Origin of the sequence: Streptosporangium sp. NPDC000095 (assembly GCF_042899335.1) — a bacterium.
Lineage (GTDB): Bacteria > Actinomycetota > Actinomycetes > Streptosporangiales > Streptosporangiaceae > Streptosporangium.
Window position 1 is genome coordinate 1 of the sequence record NZ_JBIAZS010000038.1, and the last position, 21,421, is coordinate 21,421.

At 70.0% G+C, this 21,421-nt stretch carries 18 protein-coding genes and 1 tRNA gene; 2 read left to right on the top strand and 17 right to left on the bottom strand.

Going from position 1 to position 21,421, the window contains the following annotated elements:
• The 5 genes from ACFY3V_RS39420 to nadD all read right to left on the bottom strand — a co-directional run.
• A partial coding sequence (locus tag ACFY3V_RS39420; protein WP_389780427.1) for a TetR/AcrR family transcriptional regulator occupies positions 1-469 on the bottom strand: 469 nt, incomplete at its 3' end.
• Positions 470-623: 154 nt separating this feature from the next.
• Positions 624-696, bottom strand: a tRNA-Ala gene (locus tag ACFY3V_RS39425).
• 126 nt (positions 697-822) lie between these two features.
• On the bottom strand, positions 823-1,455 hold the full coding sequence (locus tag ACFY3V_RS39430; protein WP_362907245.1) for a histidine phosphatase family protein: 633 nt from the start codon (positions 1,453-1,455) through the stop codon (positions 823-825).
• Positions 1,452-1,859 (bottom strand): ribosome silencing factor, encoded by a 408-nt coding sequence (gene rsfS, locus ACFY3V_RS39435; RefSeq protein ID WP_362907247.1) that lies wholly within the window; start codon positions 1,857-1,859, stop codon positions 1,452-1,454. Before rsfS ends, ACFY3V_RS39430 begins: the two co-directional genes overlap by 4 nt.
• Before the next feature lie 292 nt (positions 1,860-2,151).
• Complete coding sequence (gene nadD, locus ACFY3V_RS39440; protein WP_350945820.1) at positions 2,152-2,790, bottom strand: nicotinate-nucleotide adenylyltransferase; 639 nt, start codon at positions 2,788-2,790, stop codon at positions 2,152-2,154.
• Positions 2,791-2,864: 74 nt separating this feature from the next.
• On the opposite strand from nadD, the gene ACFY3V_RS39445 reads away from it, so the two are divergent.
• Both ACFY3V_RS39445 and ACFY3V_RS39450 read left to right on the top strand, forming a co-directional pair.
• Positions 2,865-3,890: a M48 family metallopeptidase gene (locus tag ACFY3V_RS39445; protein WP_362907250.1), complete on the top strand. Its 1,026-nt coding sequence runs from the start codon at positions 2,865-2,867 to the stop codon at positions 3,888-3,890.
• A gap of 93 nt (positions 3,891-3,983) precedes the next feature.
• Positions 3,984-4,763, top strand: a complete 780-nt coding sequence (locus ACFY3V_RS39450) for a neutral zinc metallopeptidase (RefSeq protein WP_389780431.1) — start codon at positions 3,984-3,986, stop codon at positions 4,761-4,763.
• Between the two features lie 46 nt (positions 4,764-4,809).
• On the opposite strand, the gene ACFY3V_RS39455 is transcribed toward ACFY3V_RS39450, so the two are convergent.
• The 12 genes from ACFY3V_RS39455 to mreD all read right to left on the bottom strand — a co-directional run bounded on the left by ACFY3V_RS39455 (position 4,810) and on the right by mreD (position 21,421).
• Positions 4,810-6,681, bottom strand: a complete 1,872-nt coding sequence (locus ACFY3V_RS39455; protein WP_362907252.1) for a protein kinase — start codon at positions 6,679-6,681, stop codon at positions 4,810-4,812.
• Positions 6,682-6,962: 281 nt separating this feature from the next.
• On the bottom strand, positions 6,963-8,252 hold the full coding sequence (locus ACFY3V_RS39460) for a glutamate-5-semialdehyde dehydrogenase (protein WP_350945817.1): 1,290 nt from the start codon (positions 8,250-8,252) through the stop codon (positions 6,963-6,965).
• Positions 8,253-8,268: 16 nt separating this feature from the next.
• Positions 8,269-9,393, bottom strand: coding sequence for a glutamate 5-kinase (proB, locus tag ACFY3V_RS39465; protein ID WP_362907255.1), 1,125 nt, complete (start codon positions 9,391-9,393; stop codon positions 8,269-8,271).
• 109 nt (positions 9,394-9,502) lie between these two features.
• Positions 9,503-10,855, bottom strand: a complete 1,353-nt coding sequence (obgE, locus tag ACFY3V_RS39470; protein WP_350945815.1) for a GTPase ObgE — start codon at positions 10,853-10,855, stop codon at positions 9,503-9,505.
• A 105-nt stretch (positions 10,856-10,960) separates the two neighbouring features.
• Entirely contained in the window at positions 10,961-11,218 is a 258-nt protein-coding gene (gene rpmA / locus ACFY3V_RS39475; protein ID WP_030924780.1) for a 50S ribosomal protein L27, read from the bottom strand.
• Positions 11,219-11,237: 19 nt separating this feature from the next.
• Positions 11,238-11,540 carry a 50S ribosomal protein L21 gene (rplU, locus tag ACFY3V_RS39480; RefSeq protein ID WP_030924785.1) on the bottom strand — a complete coding sequence of 101 codons (303 nt, stop codon included), beginning with the start codon at positions 11,538-11,540 and terminating at the stop codon, positions 11,238-11,240.
• 208 nt (positions 11,541-11,748) lie between these two features.
• Positions 11,749-14,547, bottom strand: coding sequence for an Rne/Rng family ribonuclease (locus ACFY3V_RS39485; protein ID WP_389780435.1), 2,799 nt, complete (start codon positions 14,545-14,547; stop codon positions 11,749-11,751).
• 97 nt (positions 14,548-14,644) lie between these two features.
• Positions 14,645-15,424: a TIGR03936 family radical SAM-associated protein gene (locus ACFY3V_RS39490; RefSeq protein ID WP_389780446.1), complete on the bottom strand. Its 780-nt coding sequence runs from the start codon at positions 15,422-15,424 to the stop codon at positions 14,645-14,647.
• A gap of 101 nt (positions 15,425-15,525) precedes the next feature.
• On the bottom strand, positions 15,526-17,436 hold the full coding sequence (locus tag ACFY3V_RS39495) for a TIGR03960 family B12-binding radical SAM protein (protein ID WP_362907261.1): 1,911 nt from the start codon (positions 17,434-17,436) through the stop codon (positions 15,526-15,528).
• Between the two features lie 80 nt (positions 17,437-17,516).
• Positions 17,517-18,608, bottom strand: coding sequence for a rod shape-determining protein RodA (gene rodA / locus ACFY3V_RS39500; protein WP_389780437.1), 1,092 nt, complete (start codon positions 18,606-18,608; stop codon positions 17,517-17,519).
• Positions 18,609-18,720: 112 nt separating this feature from the next.
• Positions 18,721-20,784, bottom strand: coding sequence for a penicillin-binding protein 2 (gene mrdA / locus ACFY3V_RS39505; RefSeq protein ID WP_362907265.1), 2,064 nt, complete (start codon positions 20,782-20,784; stop codon positions 18,721-18,723).
• Positions 20,785-20,893: 109 nt separating this feature from the next.
• A complete protein-coding gene (gene mreD, locus ACFY3V_RS39510) occupies positions 20,894-21,421 on the bottom strand; it encodes a rod shape-determining protein MreD (RefSeq protein ID WP_389780439.1) in 528 nt (175 codons plus the stop codon).

A 21,421-nucleotide genomic window follows, 5' to 3' on the forward strand; every position in this document is an offset into this window, starting at 1 on the left:
GGCCCTGTGTTTGGGTGGCCGCGGCGCGCCGGCCCGGCCCGGCCCGCGCGCCCCGGGGGCCCGCCCCCGGGGGGGACAAAAAAAAAAAAAGGGGGGGGGGGGGGCCCCCCCCCCCCCCCCCCACGCCGGGATCCGACATCGACCAGGCACGTACCGCGGCCTCCAGTTGCGGTCGGTAGAGCCCCGTATCCCGCGACCGGATCAGCTCGGTCAGCCTCCCGAGGACGGCTCGCGCGTCACCCTGCGTCTCGACCTCGGCGATCGCCCGGTCGAACGCCTCGACGGACAAACGCTCGAAGTACGCCAGCAGGTCGCGCTTGTATCCCTCGGCACCATCGAAATGGTGGTGAAAGGACCCCTTGGACAATCCCAGGCGGGCGGCGATCCGGTCGATGCGCACCCCCGAGGCCCCCTCGGCGGCCAGCACCCGGATGCCCTCGTCCAACCAACGGTCACGCGCCGCACTCACGCCCCGACCATACCAGGAGGTACGGTGCCCGGACGTGCCCGCGACACGCCCCTGAACGAAACAAGGCCACCCGAAGGGTGGCCTTGTCAGGGAGATCGCGGGCGACCTCCCACCGGCGCTCACCGCGCCGACGATCCGATCATCCGTCCGTGGGTGGAGCTATGGGGATTCGAACCCCAGACCTCCTCCATGCCATGGAGGCGCGCTACCAGCTGCGCCATAGCCCCTGGTCACCGCTTCGAGTGCTCTCGTTGCGGCGCTCGGGAAGCATATAAGGACACCGGCGTGTTCACCTAATCGACGACCACACGGCCCGCGCCCGCCACCGGGGCGCAAGCCGCGCCGCCCGAAGGTCAATCCTGGGTGACCTCGGGGTTGTCGTCGCTGCTGACCGGCTCGGGGAGGGTCCCCGCGTTGTGCTCCAGCAGACGCCAGCCCTTACGCCCCTCCTCCAGCACCGACCACGAGCAGTTTCCGAGACCTCCCAGGGCGGGCCAGAGCTCCTGCGGCAGGTTCATGAGCTTGGCGATACCGAGCCGGATCGCCGCCCCGTGGGAGGCGACGACCAGCAGGCCGTCGGAGTCGATCTCCGCCGCCCAGCGGCGGATGGCCGAGGAGACCCTGTCGGCGACGTCGGTGACCGCCTCACCGCCCGGCGCCTCCCAGTCGGCGAACTCCCGGGGCCACCTCTTGAAGATCTCCTCCCGGGTGAGCCCTTCCCACTGGCCTCCGCCCCGCTCTCGCAGATCCTTGTCGACACTGACGTCCAGGCGCGTGACGCGGCCCAGCGCCGAGGCGGTGTCGAAGGCGCGCTGGAGATCGGAGGAGACGATCCTGCTCGGGCGGAGAGCGGCGAGCAGCGAGGCCGCGCGGGTGGCCTGCGCGATCCCGGTCTCGTCAAGGGGGATGTCGCTGTGGCCCTGGAAGCGGTGCTCGACGTTCCACAGCGTCTGGCCATGCCTGAGGCAGACGACGCGGCGACTCACTCAGCTACCGTCCCGCGGGCGCGCTGGGCGGCGACCTGGGTCACGCTGTCCGGCAGCGAGATGGAGGGGCAGTCCTTCCACAGGCGCTCCAGCGCGTAGAAGGTGCGGTCCTCCTCGTGCTGGACGTGCACGACGATGTCGATGTAGTCCAGCAGGACCCAGCGGCCCTCGCGCTCACCCTCGCGGCGGACGGGCTTGGCGTCGGCCGCGATTCGCAGCCGGTCCTCGATCTCGTCGACGATGGCGCGGACCTGACGGTCGTTGGTGGCGGAGCAGAGCACGAACGCGTCGGTGATGACGAGCTGGTCGCTCACGTCGTAGGCGAGAATGTCATCGGCCAGTTTGTCCGCCGCCGCCTCGGCGGCGAGCCTGACGAGCTGGATGGATCTTTCTGTTGCTGTCACGGTGTGGGTCAGTCCTCCTGCTAGTCGGCGCTGTCACCTATCAGGGTGCCCGATTCGGCGCTTGTTGAAGAGCCGCCTGTTGGACAACGCCTATCGTGTGTCACCCGATTCCGCACCGCAAACGAATTGCCGCCCTGATCAGGGGCGTCCTCGGCGGGCGGGGCCGCGTTCGTCGATCTCGGGTGGGACGGGCACGGCCCGCGCGGTCGGCGATCATGCCGGATGAGCCGCGGATACTCGTCCCACGCAAATTTCTCGAATCATAGCGAATTTCATCAAAATCGGCCCCCGCTCACCGGCCACCGGAAGGTCTGGCCGCCGTGTCGCCGTACAGACCGCGCTTGTTGATGTACTGGACGATGCCGTCGGGGACGAGATACCAGATGGGCTCCCCGGAGGCCACCCGCTGGCGACACTCCGACGACGAGATGGCCAGCGCCGGGATCTCCACCAGGCTCACCTTGCCGTCGGGCAGGCCGGGGTCGTGCAGGACGTGGCCGGGCCTGGTGGCACCCACGAAGTGCGCGATGGTGAACAGCTCGTCGACGTCGCGCCAGCTCAGGATCTGGGCGAGCGCGTCGGCCCCGGTGATGAAGTAGAGATCCACATCGGGCCCCCAGGCGGCGGAGATCTCCCGGAGCGTGTCGATGGTGAAGGTGGGACCCGGACGGTCGATGTCGACGCGGCTCACCGAGAACCTGGGGTTGGAGGCGGTGGCGATGACCGTCATGAGATAGCGGTCCTCGGCGGCCGAGACGATCTTGTCGGCCTTCTGCCACGGCTGTCCCGTCGGCACGAAGACCACCTCGTCAAGATCGAAATGGTGAGCGACCTCACTGGCCGCGACCAGGTGACCGTGATGGATCGGGTCGAAGGTCCCGCCCATGACGCCCAGACGTCGCTTCCCCTTGCCCGTAGGCACGTTCATCATGAAACGGACCATACGTGCAAGCCGTACACAGCTTTTAATCACCCCCCGCGCGTGGCAGGCGGACCCGACGTAGCATGCCGGACATGACCACCACCCCGGATCGCAACCGCGTGCAGCTTCCCGGCATCAGCTCGCGCGCCTACGAACATCCTGCCGATCGGTCCGCGCTGGTCGCCCTCCGGTCGCTCAGCGGGTTCGACACGGTGCTCAAGCAGATGTCCGGCCTGGTCAGCGAGCGCCGCCTGCGCCTGATCTACCTCGCCTCGGCCGTGCGCACCAGCGAGACCCAGTTCCGCTCGCTGCACGACATGGGCCGCGACGCCGCCTACACGCTCGACCTCCACCGCATTCCCGAGGTCTACGTGCAGCAGAGCCCGCTGGTGCAGGCGAAGGCGATCGGTTTCGACGACCCGTTCATCGTCGTCACGACCGGTCTCCTCGACCTGATGGACTCAGAGGAGCAGCGCTTCGTCATCGGCCACGAGACCGCCCACATCCTGTCGGGCCACGCGGTCTACCGGACCATGCTCGACATCCTGACCCGTCTCGCCACCCGCGTGGCCTGGATCCCGCTCGGCTACATCGGCCTGCGCGCGATCGTGGCCGGCCTGGAGGAGTGGCACCGCAAGTCCGAGCTCTCCGCCGACCGAGGCGGCCTGCTCTGCGGCCAGGACTCCGACGCGGCACTGCGCGCCCTGATGAAGCTCGCCGGCGGCTCGCGCCTGCACGAGATGAACATCGAGGCCTTCCTCGACCAGGCCAGGGAGTACGACACGGCGGGCGACGTCCGTGACGGCCTGCTCAAGGTCCTCAACCTGCTGGGCACCACCCACCCGTTCGCCGTCTCGCGCGTCGCCGAGCTCGACAAGTGGCGCCGCAGCGGCGAGTACGAGGCGATCCTCGCCGGTGAATACCCCCGCCGCACCGACGACGCCAACGCGAAGATCTCCGAAGAGGTCAAGGCGGCCGCCCGCTCCTACCGTGAATCCTGGTCGCAGTCCCAGGACCCGTTCATCGGCGTCCTGCGCGACGTCGCGGAAGGCGCCGTCAACGCCGGAGAGCGTATCTTCAACCGCTTCTCCCGCCGCGATGGAAATTAATCAGAAGCTCCACCAAAAGGGCCCGGGGACCGCTCCGGGCCCTTTTTTCATTCAGGCCGGATTCAATCCGATGCTGTCCTATTATCGTGCCCCATGAGAATTCGAATGATCATTGCTATGGTCGGGGCGGCCGGAATGGTTCTCACGGGTACGGCGAACGCCTACCCGATCAAGGATCCTGTTCTGACGAAGAACCCCTTCTACACCTCCGGCAAGCTCGCCGACACCAGGTGCGCGGAGACACCGATGAAAGACAACGACCGAACGCTGGCCAGGAGATACATCGCGGCAGTCACCGACTGTCTGAACACCGCGTGGGGAGGGCATTTCAAGGCCGCCGGGCTGCCGTTCGGCAGGCCGAAACTCAAGTTCGTCAACAAGGTGCCCGCCGGCTACTGCGGCCTTGACGTGGATCCCACGGCGAAGTCGCAGGTCTACTACTGCTCCACATCGCGGACAATGACGGTGCAGATCGGCCAGGACTGGCTCACCGATGCCGACGACCTCTGGTTGCTCCACATGACGGGACTGCTGTACGGCACACATCTGCTGGGGCTCACCGGCATCGAGAAGGCGTTCGAAGATGCCCCGTACGCGAACAAGAACGAAATGAACGAGCAGATCCGCCGCTCCAACCTGCAGACCGACTGCCTGAGCGGCGTGTTCATCCGGAGTGTCTGGTCCTCCCTGAACCGGGGGGCCAAGGACTGGAACCAACTGCTGCGGTCCCTGAGGCACAACGGTGATCTCAAGGGCGGGCCCCGGATATCCGGAAAGGGTGTCAACCGCGCCGCCTGGACGAAACTCGGCTACACCACCGGCGACCCCGCCTCCTGCAACACCTGGGTCGCCACCCCCGCCAAGGTCGGCTAGCCCGCACGCGTCCCGCCTCGGCGAGGAACGCCCGCGTCAGAGACCTTTACACGAGGAGGGCGATCGCGCGTACGGCCGCGGAGCACAGGGCGACGAACCCGCCCAGTACGGCGAGCGCGCGCAGGCCCTCCTTGCGGAGTTCGACGAGCTCGGCACCGATCCGCTCGATCTCCCGGCCGAGGATGCCTCCGCAGACGACGCCGAACACGACGCCGGCGACGGCGACCGGGGCGGGATGCGCCCACCAGTCCGGGGGCAGCGAGCCGCCGAGGCTCAGCCAGAGCGCGCCCCCGGCGAGGGCCGCCGCCGGCAGCCCCGGCCACGCGAGGGCGGTCAGCAGCGAGACGACGAAGGTCAGTGGAAAGCCCAGCACACGCAGGACCGCCCGGGTCCTGGCCGACTTACGCTTCCTGACCAGCCAGTGCCCGGCCCACAGCGTACGGGCCAGCGTGGCGAACAGCCCGGTGACGGCGAAGGTGGCCGGCGGCCAGATGACCGTGGCCACGACGCACGGCACGGCCAGCACCGCCAGCAGTAGCAGCGCCGCGTTGCCCGCGGGCAACGGCCCCGCCCTGCCCCCGCCCTGGAGTTCTCCGGCCGCCCCGCCCCGCCCCTTACCGGTTTGGCGCCGCCGGACGGCTCTGCCCGCCGCGGCGGCTGGACGCCCGCCACGCGACGTCTCCGCGGCCGCGGGGGCCCGCCCGGTCCTGGACGTCTCACCTGTCGTGGCGGCCGCGCGTGCCCCGCGAGGTGTCTCACCGCTCGCGGGGGCAGAGCGGCCACGGGGCGCCTCGCCGACCGCGGCGGCCGGGCGCCCGCCACGGGACGCCTCACCGGGCGCCGGGAGCGCCCGGGCCGCACGGGCCGTCTCACCGGCGGGCACCGCCCTCCCCCCGCGCGGCGCGCCGTCCGTGTCGGCCGGGGACCGGGGCGGACGCACCGCTCCGTCCGTGGGAACGGACGACCTTCCTCTGCCGGTCTCCGCCCTGGCCGCCCGCCCGCTCTTGACGGGCTCCTCGCCCTTGGTGCCGGACCTGGAGCGGCCTTCCTGCTTCCTGCCCTGGCCGGGCTTCTCCCCCGCGAGGGTGCCCGGTTTCCTGACCGCCCCCGCCTCGGACGGGATCGTCCTCACCAGGCGGCCCAGGCGGCTGGTGAGGAGTGCCGCGGTGGGGCGCTTGGCCGGCTCGCGGTGCAGGGCCGCGCGGATCAACGGCAGCAGAGCCGCCGGGACGCCCTCAAGGTCGGCCTGGCCGTTGAGGATCGCGTACATCTGTGCCTCGACGGTGCCTCCGCCGAAGGTGGGACGGCCGGTCGCGGCGAAGGCGACGGTGGCCGCCCAGGCGTGCACGTCCGCGGGCTCGCCCACGTGCTCGTCCGCGAACAGTTCGGGGGCGGCGTAGCCGGGGGTGCCCAGGAAGGTGCCGGTCAGGGTGAGCCGGGTGGCGTCCAGGACGTGGGCGATGCCGAAGTCGATGAGGACGGGCTCGTCGTCCCCGTTGACCACCACGTTGGCGGGTTTGAGGTCGCGGTGCACGACCCCGGCCGCGTGGATGATCGACAGGGCGATGGCGAGGCCCTGCGCGACACTGAGCAGGCCGGCGCCCTCCAGGCAACCGTCGCGGCGCACCCGATCCAGGAGGGTGTCTCCCTCGATGTGCTCCATGACCAGGTAGGGCCGGTCACCGTCGAGATCGGCGTCGACGACGCGGGCGACGTAGGGGCTCTCGACCCTGCGCAGGGCACGGACCTCTCGCTCCAGACGCACCCGGGCCTCGGAGCCCGGGTCGTGGACGTCGTGGAGCACCTTGAGCGCGACCCTGTCACCCCGGCGGCTGGAGGCGAGGTAGACCTCGCCCATTCCCCCCCGGCCAAGACGTTCCAGCAACGTATAGGGACCGACCCGCCCGAGACGACCCACGTGACCTCCTGCGTCGGCCACATGGGTCAGGGACCGCCGCGCCTATCGGGTCGCTCACTCCCGCTCGCTTCCCTGCTCTCCAGCCATAGGAGACCACACCATAGCGGGCGAGTGTGACGTTTTCCCGGCGGCACGCCGGACTCCCAGAAAGATCCGGAAGAGCGAAAGACCCTGCGGCTGCGGGATTCGCCGGGTCCGGGCGGTGCGCCCCGGGCCCGAGGAACGGCTCACGGGGCACCCGGAAGGCCGCGTCGCGACGTCCGGGGCCCCGCGGGAGCGACTTATCGGGACGCGGACTCGGGTGAGGCGAGGACCGTACCCTCGGCCGTGCGCAGATGACCTTCACCGGTGTAGACCCACTTGGTCGAGGTCAGCTCCGGCAGGCCCATGGGGCCCCGCGCGTGCAGCTTCTGGGTGGAGATGCCGATCTCCGCGCCGAAGCCGAACTCCCCGCCGTCGGTGAACCTGGTCGAGGCGTTGACCGCCACGGCCGCGGAGTCGACCAGCGCGACGAACCTGCGGGAGGCGCTGACCGAGCGCGTGACGATCGCGTCGGTGTGCGCCGAGCCGTACTTCCTGATGTGCGCGACCGCCTCCTCCAGCGAGTCGACCACGGCGGCGGCGATGTCCAGCGAGAGGTACTCCATCCGGAAGTCCTCCTCCCCGGCGGGCACCACATCGCCGTACGCCGCGACGCGCGCGTCGCCGTGCACCGTGACGCCCTCCGCCGCCAGCGCGGCCAGCGCTCGCGGCACGAAGGTGTCGGCCACGGCCGCGTGCACCAGGAGCGTCTCGGCGGAGTTGCACACCGAGGGCCGCTGAACCTTGGCGTTGATCAGGATCTGGATCGCGAGGTCCAGATCGGCGTCGGCGTCGACGTAGACGTGGCAGTTGCCCACGCCGGTCTCGATCACCGGGACGGTGGACTCCTCCACCACCGAGTTGATCAGCGAGGCGCCGCCGCGCGGAATCAGCACATCGACCAGGCCGCGGGCCCTCATGAGTTCCTTGGCCGAGTCGCGGCTCTGCCCGGGGACCAGCTGGACGGCTCCGGCGGGCACCCGGGTGCCCGCCAGCGCCTCCTGCATGATCCTGACGAGGACCGTGTTCGACTCGTACGCGCTGGACGAGCCGCGCAGCAGGGTGGCGTTGCCGCTCTTGAGGCAGAGCGCCGCGGCGTCCACGGTCACGTTGGGGCGGCCCTCGTAGATGATGCCGATCACGCCGAGCGGGACCCGGAGCTGGCGCAGCTCCAGCCCGTTGGGCAGCGTGTTGCCCCGGATCACCTCGCCGACGGGGTCGGGCAGGTCGGCGACCTGACGGACCGCCTCGGCGATCGCCTCGATCCTGGCCTCGTCGAGACGAAGACGGTCGATCATGTACTCGGAGATCCCGCTCTCCCGCGCCCTCTCCACATCGAGCGCGTTGGCCGCGACGATCTCGGCGGACGCGGCCACCAGCGCGTCGGCCATCACCCGGAGCGCGGCGTCCTTCGGCGCCCTCGGCAGCGGGGCCAGCTCCGCGGCGGCCTCTTTGGCCGCCAAGGCCACCTTCAGGAAGTCCTCGGACATCTCGCGCTCCAAAAAACTAGTTGTGGGATTCCAGTATGACGATGTCGTCGCGGTGGATCAGCTCTCGTTCGTACTCGGGCCCCAGGCTCGCCGCCAGCTCCCGGGTGGAGCGCCCGAGCAGCCCCGGAATCTCCCCCGCGTCGAAGTTGACCAGGCCACGCGCGACCACCCGGCCGAGCGGCCCGCACAGGTCCACCGGATCGCCCGCCGCGAACTCGCCCTCGACGGAGGTGACCCCCGCCGGGAGCAGCGACTTGCGGCGGCTCACCACCGCCTCGACGGCGCCGGAGTCCAGGTGGAGGCGTCCACGACCCGTGGTGGCGTGGGCCAGCCAGAGCAGGCGGGTGCCCGGGTGACGCCCACCGGGGTGGAAGTAGGTGCCGACGTCGGTTCCCGCGAGCGCCTGGGCCGCGTGCGCGGCGGCGGTGAGCACCACGGGCACACCCGCCCCTGTAGCGATCTTGGCGGCCTGCACCTTGGTGATCATGCCTCCGGTGCCGACCGCCCCGCCCTTGCCGAGCTCCACCCCGACGAGGTCCTCGGGCCCGCGTACGTCGGCGAGCCTGCGGGCGCCGGGACGACGGGGGTCGCCGTCGTAGAGCGCGTCCACATCCGACAGCAGCACCAGCGCATCGGCCCTGGTCAGGTGGGCGACCAGCGCGGCGAGCCGGTCGTTGTCGCCGAAGCGGATCTCGTCGGTGGCCACGGTGTCGTTCTCGTTGACCACGGGGACGATGCCCAGCTCCAGCAGCCGGGCCAGCGTGCGCTCGGCGTTGACGTGGTGCGAGCGGCGCATCATGTCGTCGGCGGTCAGCAGAACCTGGCCGACCCGCAGGCCGTACCGGGCGAAGGAGGAGGTGTATCGAGCCACCAGCACGCCCTGGCCGACCGAGGCGGCGGCCTGCTGGGTGGCGAGGTCGCGCGGCCTGGCGGGCAGGCCCAGCGGACCGAGACCCGCCGCGATCGCGCCGGAGGAGACCAGCACGATCTGGGTGCCGGCCTTGCGCCGGGCGGCGAGCACGTCGACCAGGGCGTCCACCCGGTCGACGTCGATCATCCCCCGCGGGGTGGTGAGCGAGGACGAACCCACCTTCACGACAAGGCGCGAAGCCGTACGGATCCGTTCGCGCGCAGAGTCCACGACACGCACCTCTCAAAGATGATCACTTGGAAGATCAGGTTATCCGAGCCGCCCGGACGGGGCGGGAAGCACACGGGACGCGCGCCGAGGCGCCCTCGCGAGGCCCTCGCTAGCCGAGCCGGTTGTCCGATCCGCGCGGCCCCTGACGTACGGCCTCGGCGTTGAGCGTCGGCTGCCAGTCGAAGATGTGTCCGCTCTCCATGGAGCCGATGATCACCTCGGCTCCGGCCTTCGCCCCGGCCTTGGTGAGCTCCTCCTCGACGCCGAGCCGCTCCAGCCGGTCGGCCAGGTAGCCCACGGCCTCGTCGTTGGTGAAGTCGGTCTGGCGGATCCACCGCTCCGGCCTCACCCCGGTGACCTGGAAGGTGTGGTCGTCGATCCTGCGGACGGCGAATCCCGCGTCACCGTGCTGCTTGGGCCTGATGACCAGGCGGGTCGGCTCCGGGATCGGAGCGGCGGCCCTCGCGGCGGCGACCATCTCCCCCATGGCGTAGGTCAGTTCCTTGAGTCCGTCATGGGTGGCCGCGGAGATCGAGAAGACCCGCAGTCCCCGCTCCTGGAGCATCGGCGTCACGATCTCCGCCAGCTCGCGGGCATCGGGCACGTCGGACTTGTTGAGCACCGCCAGGCGCGGCCGGTCCTCCAGCTTGCCGTACGCGGCCAGCTCGGCCTCGATCGCCTCGTAGTCGCTGATCGGGTCACGGCCCGGCTCCATCGTGGCGCAGTCGATCACGTGCACGAGCGTGTTGCAGCGCTCGACGTGGCGCAGGAACTCGTGCCCCAGCCCCTTGCCCTCCGAGGCGCCGGGGATCAGTCCCGGCACGTCCGCGACGGTGAAGACGGTCTCGCCCGCGGTGACCACCCCGAGGTTGGGGACCAGGGTGGTGAACGGGTAGTCGGCGATCTTCGGGCGGGCGGCCGAGAGCGCGGCGATGAGGGAGGACTTGCCCGCACTGGGGAATCCGACGAGCGCCACGTCGGCGACGCTCTTCATCTCCAGCATGACGTCGAGCTCGTCGCCCGGCTCACCGAGCAGCGCGAATCCGGGGGCCTTGCGCTTGGCGGAGGCGAGTGCGGCGTTGCCGAGCCCGCCGTGCCCGCCCTCGGCGATCACGTAGCGGGTACCCGCGCCGATCAGGTCGATCAGGACCTCGCCGGTGGCGGCGTTCTTGACCACGGTGCCGTCGGGCACCGAGATGATGATGTCGCCGCCGTTGGCGCCGTCACGGTTGGCACCCTGCCCCTGCTTGCCGTTGTCGGCCTTGCGGTGCGGGCGGCGGTGATACTCCAGCAGGGTCGCCGTGTTGGCGTCGACCTCCAGGATCACGTCACCGCCCCGGCCTCCGTTGCCCCCGTCGGGACCGCCCAGCGGCTTGAACTTCTCCCGATGGACAGAGGCACAGCCGTTTCCCCCGTCACCGGCCTTGATGTGCAGGACCACCTGGTCCACAAAGTCCGGCATATCTACTTTCCTACCTCTATCTACGGGAAATTCCGGTGAAAACGCGAACAGGGGTGGACCGCTGAATGCGATCCACCCCTGCCCTCAACGTCTGTCGGCGCGAATCTACTCCGCGACCGGAACGATGCTCACCGCGCGGCGTCCGCGCTTGACACCGAACAGAACGTGGCCCGCGGCCAGCGCGAACAGCGTGTCGTCACTGCCACGGCCGACGTTGTCGCCGGGGTGAAAGTGGGTGCCGCGCTGACGAACGATGATCTCGCCGGCGTTGACCAGCTGACCGCCGAAGCGCTTCACACCGAGCCGCTGGGCGTTGGAGTCGCGGCCGTTCCGAGTGGACGACGCGCCCTTCTTGTGTGCCATCTCGCAAAACTCCCGAAACTCAGGCCTGGTCGATGCCGGTGATCTTCACCTGGGTGTACCGCTGGCGGTGACCCTGGCGCTTCTTGTACCCCGACTTGTTCTTGTACTTCAGAATCCGGATCTTCGGACCCTTGGTCTCACCGAGAATCTCGGCGGCAACCGTGAACTTGCCCGCCTCGGTGGTCACGTCGCCGTCGTTGACGACGAGGACCGTCGGCAGCGAAACCGTGGAACCGACCTCGCCGGCGACCTTGTCCACTTCAAGGACGTCACCGACGGAGACCTTCTGCTGCCTGCCGCCGCAACGAACGATCGCGTACACCGCGGAACCCTTCTTCTGACTGCTTGCTCGCTGGATGCTGCGCCCCGCATCCGGCTGTGGTCATTGATGACGTACCGGGTAGGCGCGCGAACAGGGCGCGCCATGAGCGCACCGGTTCACCAGGGTACCGGATTGACGGTGTCCTGGTCGAACCGGGCGGAACGTCGGGGGTGCCGGCCTTCGGCCCCGTCCCTGTGCGGGACGGGGTCTAATCGGCCGACCTGGCCTTGCGGGAGCGTCGCCGCCCCCGGCCAGAAGCCTGTGCTGCCTGACCGTCCTCATGCTGGACTCCATCAAGCGCATCGGTCACCGTATCACGCCCAGACTGGTCACCGGCCGCCACCGCGTGGTTACCGTCCTTGCCGAGCTTTTCCGCGACGGCCTTCTCCACGGCCATCTTGCCCTGGGTGCCGCGCGGCTCGGGCTTGCCCTCGACCGGTTCCGACGAGACGTGCAGGCCGCGGCCGTTGCAGCACTCACAGGTGGTCGAGAAGGCCTCCAGGAGGCCCTGGCCGACCCGCTTGCGCGTCATCTGGACCAGACCGAGGGAGGTCACCTCGGCCACCTGGTGCTTGGTACGGTCACGGGCCAGGCACTCCAGCAGCCGCCGCAGCACCAGATCCCGGTTGTTCTCCAGCACCATGTCGATGAAGTCGATGACGATGATGCCGCCGATGTCACGCAACCTGAGCTGGCGGACGATCTCCTCGGCCGCCTCCAGGTTGTTGCGGGTGACGGTCTCCTCGAGGTTGCCGCCCTGACCGGTGAACTTGCCGGTGTTGACGTCGACCACGGTCATGGCCTCGGTCCTGTCGATCACCAGCGAGCCGCCGCTGGGCAGCCAGACCTTGCGCTCCATCGCCTTGGCGATCTGCTCGTCGATCCGGTACGCGGCGAAGACGTCACCGCCCTCCTCCCACCTGCTGAGGCGGTCGGCCAGATGCGGGGCGACGTAGCGGACGTACTCGTCGACCGTCTCCCACACGTCCCCCGCGACGACCAGCGAGGCGAAGTCCTCGTTGAACACGTCGCGGACCACCCGGACGGTCAGGTCAGGCTCGGAGGAGAGCAGCTCGGGCGCGCTGGCCGACTTGGCCTTGCGCTGGATGTTCTCCCACTGCGCCGACAGCCTGGCCACGTCGCGAGCCAGCTCGTCCTCCGAGGCACCCTCGGCGGCCGTACGGACGATGACCCCCGCGTTCTCCGGCATGACCTTCTTCAGGATGCTCTTGAGGCGGGTGCGCTCCTTGTCGGGGAGCTTGCGGCTGATACCGGTCATCGAACCGTCGGGCACGTAGACCAGGTAACGTCCCGGCAGGCTGATCTGGCTCGTCAGGCGGGCGCCCTTGTGACCCATCGGGTCCTTGGTGACCTGCACCAGCACCGACTGGCCGGACTTCAGCGCCACCTCGATCCGCTTGGGCTGTCCTTCCAGCCCTGCGGTGTCGAAGTTCACCTCTCCGGCGTACAGGACCGCGTTGCGGCCCTTGCCGATGTCGACGAACGCGGCCTCCATGCTCGGCAGCACGTTCTGCACCTTGCCGAGATAGACGTTGCCCACGTACGACTGGCTCGCCTCGCGGTTGACGTAGTGCTCGACGAGGACGCCGTCCTCCAGCACCGCGATCTGGGTGCGCCCGCCGGTGCGGCGGACCACCATCACGCGCTCGACGGACTCCCTGCGGGCCAGGAACTCCGACTCGGTGATGATCGGCGGACGCCTGCGGCCGAGCTCACGACCCTCGCGACGACGCTGCTTCTTCGCCTCCAGACGGGTCGAGCCGCGCACGCTCTGCACCTCGTCCACCGAGGTGCCGCGGCCGGCACGGGGCGCGCGGATGCGCACCACCGTGTTCGGCGGGTCGTCGGGGACGTCACCGGACTCGTCCGTGCCCCTGCGCCGCCTGCGTCGACGGCGGCGCGAGCTGCCGCTCTCGGCCTCGTCGTCCTGCTCGGCCTCGGCCTGCTCCTCGTCGTCCTGCTCGGCCTCGGTCTCCTCGGTCTCGTCGAGGTCGCGCGCCTTGCCGCGGCCCCGGCCGCCCCTGCGGCGCCGACGCCGGCGACCTCCCGCATCGTCGTCGCCCTCGCCTTCCGAGTCGTCGTCCTCGGGCTCCTCGGCGAGCTCGGCCCTCTCGGTCTTCTCGACCCGGTCGGCCTTGTCGGCCCTCGCCTCGACGGGCTCGGGCTCGGGAGTGGCGGGCTGGACCGGCGCGGGACGCGTGGCGGGCTGTGCGGCCCGCTGCGGGTCGGGGGCCTGGAACAGCGGCTGGAACACCGCGGCGGGTGCCTGGAAGGTCACCGAGGGCACCTCGGAACGTTCCCTGGCGGCCAGGCCGAAGGGATCGGCGAACAGGCCGGGACGCTCCTCGATGATGTCCTCGCCCGCGGGCTCGTCGTCGAGCGGCTCGTCGGCCGGCAGGAGCTCCGCCTCGGCCTCCTCCACCTCGGCGGGAGGCACGTGGACGCTCTGCTCGGCCTCGACCGGCGGCGCCTCGCGCGGCGTGGCCTTCTTGCGCGTACGGGTGCGCTTGGCGGGGGCCGCGGGCGCCTCCTGGGGCGCGGGCTCGGCCTCGGCGAAGGGATCCGGTACGGCGACGGGCGCCACGGGGTGCGCCGGGGAGACCGTCACGGGTGCATCGGGGATCGCAGGGGTCTCGGGGGTCGCAACCTCCGCGACCGGCTCCGCGACCGGCTCGGCCGGCTTCTTCGCGCGGCTACGACGCGTGGTGGTGGTCGCACCGTCCGCCACCGCCGTCTTGCGCCTGGTGGCGCGCTTGGGCGCGGGCGCGGTGGGCTCCACCGTGGAGGTCTCGGGGACCTCGGGCGTCACGGTCTGCGCGACCGGTGCGGGCGGTGCCGTGACCACCGGGGCCGGCTCCGGCGGCTCCGGTGGAGGTCCGGCCGGCCTGCTCGCGGCCCTGCGACGGGTCGTCGGCGGTCGTGTCTCTTCTGTTGTCGTGTCCCCGTCAGGGCTGTTGACCCCGGCGTTGGGCTCGTTGTCGAGCATGCGGGCGCTCTCCCGTTCAGCTCCCGGGCGCGTCTCCGCGCCGCGCGGGAGCTCTCGTCTCTCACTGTCCGCCAGGCCTGGGGCCCGGCGCCAAGTCCTATATGTCGCCGCCGACGTGCTTGCCCACCGGTTCCGCTTCGCCGCCGCGCGTGATGTCGCGGTCCAGGCCGAACGGATCGGCGGGCTCACCGGTGTGAACGTCCAGCGGGCCCTGCGCCAGCCTGGTCACCTCGGGGGGCACCGGCGGCGCGAAGTCAGCCACAAGACGCAGTCCAGTGAGAACGTCGTCGGGTCGAACGGCAGGAGTTTCGTGCCGTACAACCATGCGAAGTATGACACATGGCTGACTGGACGCCTGACCTGCTGTTGTCTCTGTTACCTCAAATACCGTGAGGCTCAGCACCGCTTCACGTGCGTCGAAGCGCCGCATCCCCTTCTTCGTAAGGCGTTCGACCTCGACGTGTTCCGTGGCGAGGAATTTCTCGACCGCGGCCCCGGCGAGGGCGGAATCGGCTCCTCGAAGCCGCAGCTCCCACGCCGAGCACTCCATCCGGTCGGCCAGGCTCGCGGAGTCCGCCTCGACGACGTCGAGCACGTCGAGACCGGGAGGCAGTGAGGTGTCCAGAGCGGCTCGCAGCCTGCCGGGATCACACTCACGCGTCACGCTGATCTCGAAGTATTCGGCCTCGCTGGCGACCCCGGTGGGGGCGGCCGCTCCCACATAGGAGATCTTCGGGTGGGGCGAGAAGCCCGCGCTGAACGCCACCGGGACGTCGGCTCTCCGGACCGCCCGTTCGAGGGCCCGGGTGATGTCACGGTGACTGGTGAAGCGCAGGCGGCCGCGCTTGGCGTAGCGAACGCGCAGGCGCTGCACCACGGGCGCGGGCGGCGGCCCGTCAGGAGCGGGTTTCAGGGTGGTGTCGTCCTTCCCGAATCGTGGTCGTCGTTTCCGGAGGCGGCGCTCACGCACCGCCCACCTCAGACAACCGTCAGTGGCAGCAGCTTCTTCCCGGTGGGCCCGATCTGGATCTCGGTGCCCATCGTGGGGCAGACACCGCAGTCGTAGCACGGGGTCCAGCGGCAGTCCTCGACCTCGACGTCGTTGACCGCGTCCTGCCAGTCCTGCCAGAGCCACTCGCGGTCGAGCCCGGCGTCGAGATGGTCCCAGGGCAGGACCTCGTTCTCCTCGCGCTCGCGCGTGGTGTACCAGTCGACGTCGACGCCCACGGCGGCGGCGGCGTCCATCCAGCGCTGGTAGGAGAAGTGCTCGCTCCAGCCGTCGAAGCGGCCTCCCTCGGCCCACACCGCGCGGATGACCTTGCCGACCCGGCGGTCACCCCGGGAGAGCAGGCCCTCCACGATCGACGGCTTGCCGTCGTGGTATCGCAGGCCGATGGCGCGGCCGTACTCCCTGTCGCCCCGCAGAGCCTCCTTCAGCGCCTTCAGCCTGCGGTCGACCGTCTCGTGGTCGGCCTGGCCGGCCCACTGGAACGGAGTGTGCGGCTTGGGAACGAAACCGCCGATGGAGACCGTGCAGCGGACGTCGCGCGACCCGGTGGCCTCCCGGCCCGCCTTGATGACCTTCTTGGCCAGGTCGGCGATGCCCAGGACGTCGGCGTCCTCCTCGGTGGGCAGGCCGCACATGAAGTAGAGCTTCACCTGCCGCCAACCCTGGGTGTACGCGGTGGTGACGGTCCTGATCAGGTCTTCCTCGGTGACCATCTTGTTGATCACCTTACGCATCCGCTCCGAGCCGCCCTCCGGGGCGAACGTCAGACCGGAGCGGCGGCCGTTGCGGGAGAACTCGTTCGCCAGGTCGATGTTGAAGGCGTCGACCCGGGTCGAGGGCAGCGACAGGGAGGTGTTGGTGCCCTCGTAGCGGTCGGCCAGCCCCTTGGCGACCTCGCCGATCTCGGAGTGGTCCGCAGAGGAGAGCGACAACAGACCGACCTCGTTGAACCCGGAGGCCTTGACGCCCGCCTCGACCATGTCGCCGATCGTGGTGATCGAACGCTCGCGCACCGGACGGGTGATCATGCCGGCCTGGCAGAACCGGCACCCACGGGTGCAGCCGCGGAAGATCTCCACACTGAACCGCTCGTGCACGGTCTCGGCCAGCGGGACCAGCGGCTTCTTGGGATAGGGCCACTCGTCCAGATCCATCACGGTGTGCTTGTGGATCCGCCACGGCACCCCCGACCTGTTGGGCGTGACCCGCTGGATCCGGCCGTCGGCGTGGTAGTCGACGTCGTAGAACTTCGGCACGTAGACCCCGCCGGACTCGGCCAGCCGCATCAGCAGCTCGTCGCGCCCGCCGGGCGAGCCCTCGGCCTTCCACTCGCGGATCACCTCGGTGATCGCGATGGCGACCTGCTCCCCGTCGCCCAGCACGGCGGCGTCGAGGAAGTCGGCGATCGGCTCGGGATTGAACGCCGCGTGCCCACCGGCCAGCACGATCGGGTCGTCGTCGCCCCGGTCGGCCGCCTCCAGCGGGATGCCCGCCAGATCCAGCGCGGTCAGCATGTTGGTGTAGCCGAGCTCGGTCGAGAAGGAGAGCCCGAGCACGTCGAACGCCCTCACCGGCCGGTGCGCGTCGACCGTGAACTGCGGCACGCCCTCGGAACGCATGAGCGCCTCGAGGTCGGGCCAGACCGCGTAGGTCCGCTCGGCCAGCGTCTCCGGCAGCTCGTTGAGGATCTCGTAGAGGATCTGGACACCCTGGTTGGGCAGGCCCACCTCGTAGGCGTCCGGATACATCAGTGCCCAGCGGACCGTGCTCTCGTCCCAGTCCTTGACGGTCGAGTTGAGCTCACCCCCCACATACTGGATCGGCTTCTGCACTCTGGGCAGGAGCGCTTCCAGGCGGGGAAACAACGACTCGACAGACATGCCGTCAAGAATATCCGCCTGGAGAGGGTGCCACAGGCGGGCCACCCTGCGCCGGGGCCGGAACGGGCACCCCGGACTCCTCAGCCGAACGACGGTTGCCTGCGCATATGGATCGCCTGGAGCAGCCCGAAGGCGATCATGTTGGCGAAGGTGGCGGTACCGCCGTAGGAGACGAACGGCAGGGGAAGGCCGGTGATCGGCATGATCCCGATCGTCATCCCGATGTTGACGAACGACTGGAAGGCCAGCCAGCACACGATCGAACCGGCCATCAGCGCGCCGAACCGGTCGTCGCACTCGCGCGCGATCCGCACCCCCCGCAGCAGGATCACCCCGATCAGCGCCACCACAGTGACCGAGCCGAGGAATCCGAACTCCTCCCCCGCCACCGTGAAGACGAAGTCGGTGTGCTGCTCGGGCACGAAACGGCCGGTGGTCTGGCCACCCCCGAACAACCCCTTGCCGAACACCTCCCCCGATCCGATCGCGATCAGCGACTGGGTGCTGTTGTAGCCGACGCCACGCGGGTCACTGGCCGGGTTGAGGAACGCGGTGAACCGGGCGATCTGGTACGGCTCCAGGACATCGAGGAGCCACACCGCCACCCCCGCACCGATCACGCTGAGGGTGAGCCCGGCGATCCAGCGCTTGCGGACCCCCGCCACGACCATCGTGCCGGCCGTGATCACCCCGATGACCATCGTGGTGCCCAGGTCGGGCTGGAGCATCACCAGGCCCATGGTGAAGGAGGACACCACCAGCGCGATCACGACATCGAAGCTGCGCGGCCGGTCGGTGCCCCTGGCCGGCTGGGCCAGCAGCATGGCGAGCATCAGCACCAGACCCAGTTTGGCGAACTCGGAGGGCTGGAACGCGAAACCGCCCCCCAGCATGATCCATGAGTGGGCGCCGTTCACGGTGCTGCCAAGCGGTGTGATCACCAGGATCAGCCCGATCAGCGTCACCCCGTAGATCAGCGGCGCGAAGAGCCGCAGCGCCCGATGGTCCACCATCGCGGCCGTGCCGGCCAGCACGGCCCCGATGACGAGGTTGAGGATGTGCTTCTTGACCAGCCCGGTCGAGCCGGGCGCCCAGGTCCTGGTCGACGACCAGACGAGCATCGTGCCGATCACCGCGAGCGCGGCCACGGCGACCAGCATCAATCCGTCCATCCGGCCCACCGTGGATATCGCCGCCACCGTCCGGCCGGTGAGGGACGTCCTCGGCGGCGCCGCCCGACTCACGCGGCCTCACTCGCGGACGTCACCGCCGCCGATACGGGGGTCATCGCGACACCGTCCCATCCTTGGCGATCACCGGAAGCGCCCTCGCGGGGCGCCCGCCCGGCAGGATGGAGGAGGACGGTTTCCCGTCAGGCTTGAACCCGTAGATGCCCTCGTAGATCTTCCGTACCGCCGGAGCTGCGGTCTGACCGCCCATCCCGCCCTGGGACACCATGGCGACGATCACGAACCGCGGGTTGTTCGTCGGGGCGAACGAGGCGAACCACGACGTGTCGGCCTTGCCGTAGACCTCGGCGGTGCCGGTCTTCCCACCGATCTTGACCTTGTCCATGGGGAACCCCGCGAAGGCCCCTGCGGCGGTGCCGTCGGAGGCGACCTCGCTCAACGCCCCCTTGATGTAGGCCCGCTCCTCCCGCGTGATCGGCAACTTACCCACCACCGGCACCTTGATCTCCTTGACCTTGGTCCCGTCGGGACGCACCAGCGCCCAGGCCACCCTGGGACTGCGCAGCTTGCCGTCCCCGACCAGTGCCGCGTAGGCCGCCGCCAGCTGCAGTGGCGTCACCAGCACGTCGCCCTGCCCGATGGAGAAGTTGGCGGCGTCACCGGGCCGCCACTGGAATCCCTCCAGGCAGTTCTCGTACGCCAGCCGTTTGAGGAAGGCCGCCCTGCTGGGGCTGCTCTTGGCCACCTCCGGATAACCGGTCTTGGCCCGCCGGCAGTTGTCCTCCTTCGTCACCGCCCAGAGCGCCTTCTTCCACGCCCGGTCGGGAATCCTGCCCGGCGACTCGCCAGGCAGATCGACACCCGTGGGGCGGCCGAACCCGAAGGCGCGCGCCATGTTCGCCATCGGCTCCTTGGGCCTCCCCTTGGGATCGAGACCGCCGTCGCGCAACCACTGCTCGTACGCCGCCCGATAGAAGATCGTGTCGCACGACTTCACCAGCGCCGTGTGCAGGTCGAGGGTGCCCAGTCCGATGCCGCGGAAGTTGTTGAACGGCCGGTCGCCCACCATGTAGGACCCCGGGCAGTCGTACTTGCCGTGCAGTGGGTAGCCGTCCCTGAGCATCGCCGACACCGACGACACCTTGAACGTCGAACCGGGCGCGAACTCGCCCTTGATCGCCCGCGACACCAGTGGCTTGCCGGTCTTGCCCGACAGCAACCGCTGGTACTCCGCCTCCGAGATGCCTCCGGTCCAGACCGCCGGATCATACGTCGGCGCGCTGGCCAGCGCGATCACCCGGCTGGTCTTCGCGTCCAGCACCACCGCCGCCGCCCCGTCCGCCTTGGGCGCACCCTTCATCGCCTCGGCCAGCGCCTTCTCCGCCAAGGTCTGCACCCTGGCGTCGATGCTGGTGATGAGCGTGTCGCCCGGGATCGGCGGCACGTGCCGCTCCACCCCGATGACCTTGCCCAGCCGGTCGACCTGCACCCGCCTCATCCCGGGCGTCCCACGCAGCGGCACGTCGTAGACCGACTCCAGGCCGTCCCTGCCCACCAGGTCGACCCCGGAGAACGCCGCCCTGAGCCCGTCGCGCTTGTCCAGCTCCTCCTGCGTGATCGGCTGCAGGTAGCCGAGCGCCTGCGCGCCCGCGCCCTTGCGCGGATACTCCCGCACGGCCTGCACCTCGGCCGTGACGCCGGGGAACTCCTCCTGCCGCTCCAGGATCTGCAGGGCCTCGCGCGTGGTCACGTCGACGTCGATGGGGATCGGCTGGTACGGGGATCCCGGCCAGCACGGACGGGCGACCCCGGGCCCGCACGCCCTGATCCGCTCCCGCAACTCGCCGGGACGGCGGCCGAGCACGGCGGCCAGCCTCTTGATCACCTCCTCGCCGTTGCCCGCCATCCGATTCAGGCGGGTGCGGTCGACCGAGACCACCAGGGTGGTCCGGTTGCGCACCAGTGGACGGCCCGTCGCGTCGAGGATCTGTCCGCGCACCGCGGGGACGACGACATCACGCGTACGCGTCTCGGTCGCGGCCTCCACGTACTCCCGGCCACTCACCACCTGCACCTGCCAGAGCCGCACCGCGAGCAACGCCAGCATCGACACCACGATCACCTGCACCACGACCAGGCGCCCCCGCATCAGGCCCATGACCGCTCCTCCCCGCACACCTCGCGGAAACCCCCTGTCCACGCCCCGCCGAACCCCTCGCGGCGTACGCACCGGGAACCCCACCGCGCACGATGCCGCGTACCTGGCCTCATGCACGACTCCGCATGGCCGAGCGGGGCATCTGGATGAGACGTGGCTCCGGCCCCCTGACCACCCTCCGCACCATCCACACCACCGGTGGCGCGGCGAGCAGGTTGTAGATCATCGCCTGTGGCAGCACCGCCGTGAGCATGGACACACCGGCCCGCGGATCCCCCACCAGGGCGCCGGTCACCAGAGCGACCACGGGACCGGCGATCGCGCAGGCCAGCGCCGCGAGCGGCCCCGCGGCCGGCCGGCTCTCCACCGCCCGTCCCGCCATGAAGCCGATGAGGCAGAACACGAGCGCGTTGTGCCCGAGCAGATGCGCCGCGGGCGGCAGCAGGTCGCTGACGAGGCCGGCGGCGAAGCCCATGACGGCCCCAGCTGCGGCCCCGCGTGCCAGCGCGTACCCCACCACGGCGAGCAACACCAGATCCGGCGCGGCATGCCCCGGCAGCGGCAGCCTGTTGACGACGGTCACCTGGAGGATCATGATCCCCAAAAGCAGCGCCACGAACATCGCGTTGCGCCCCAT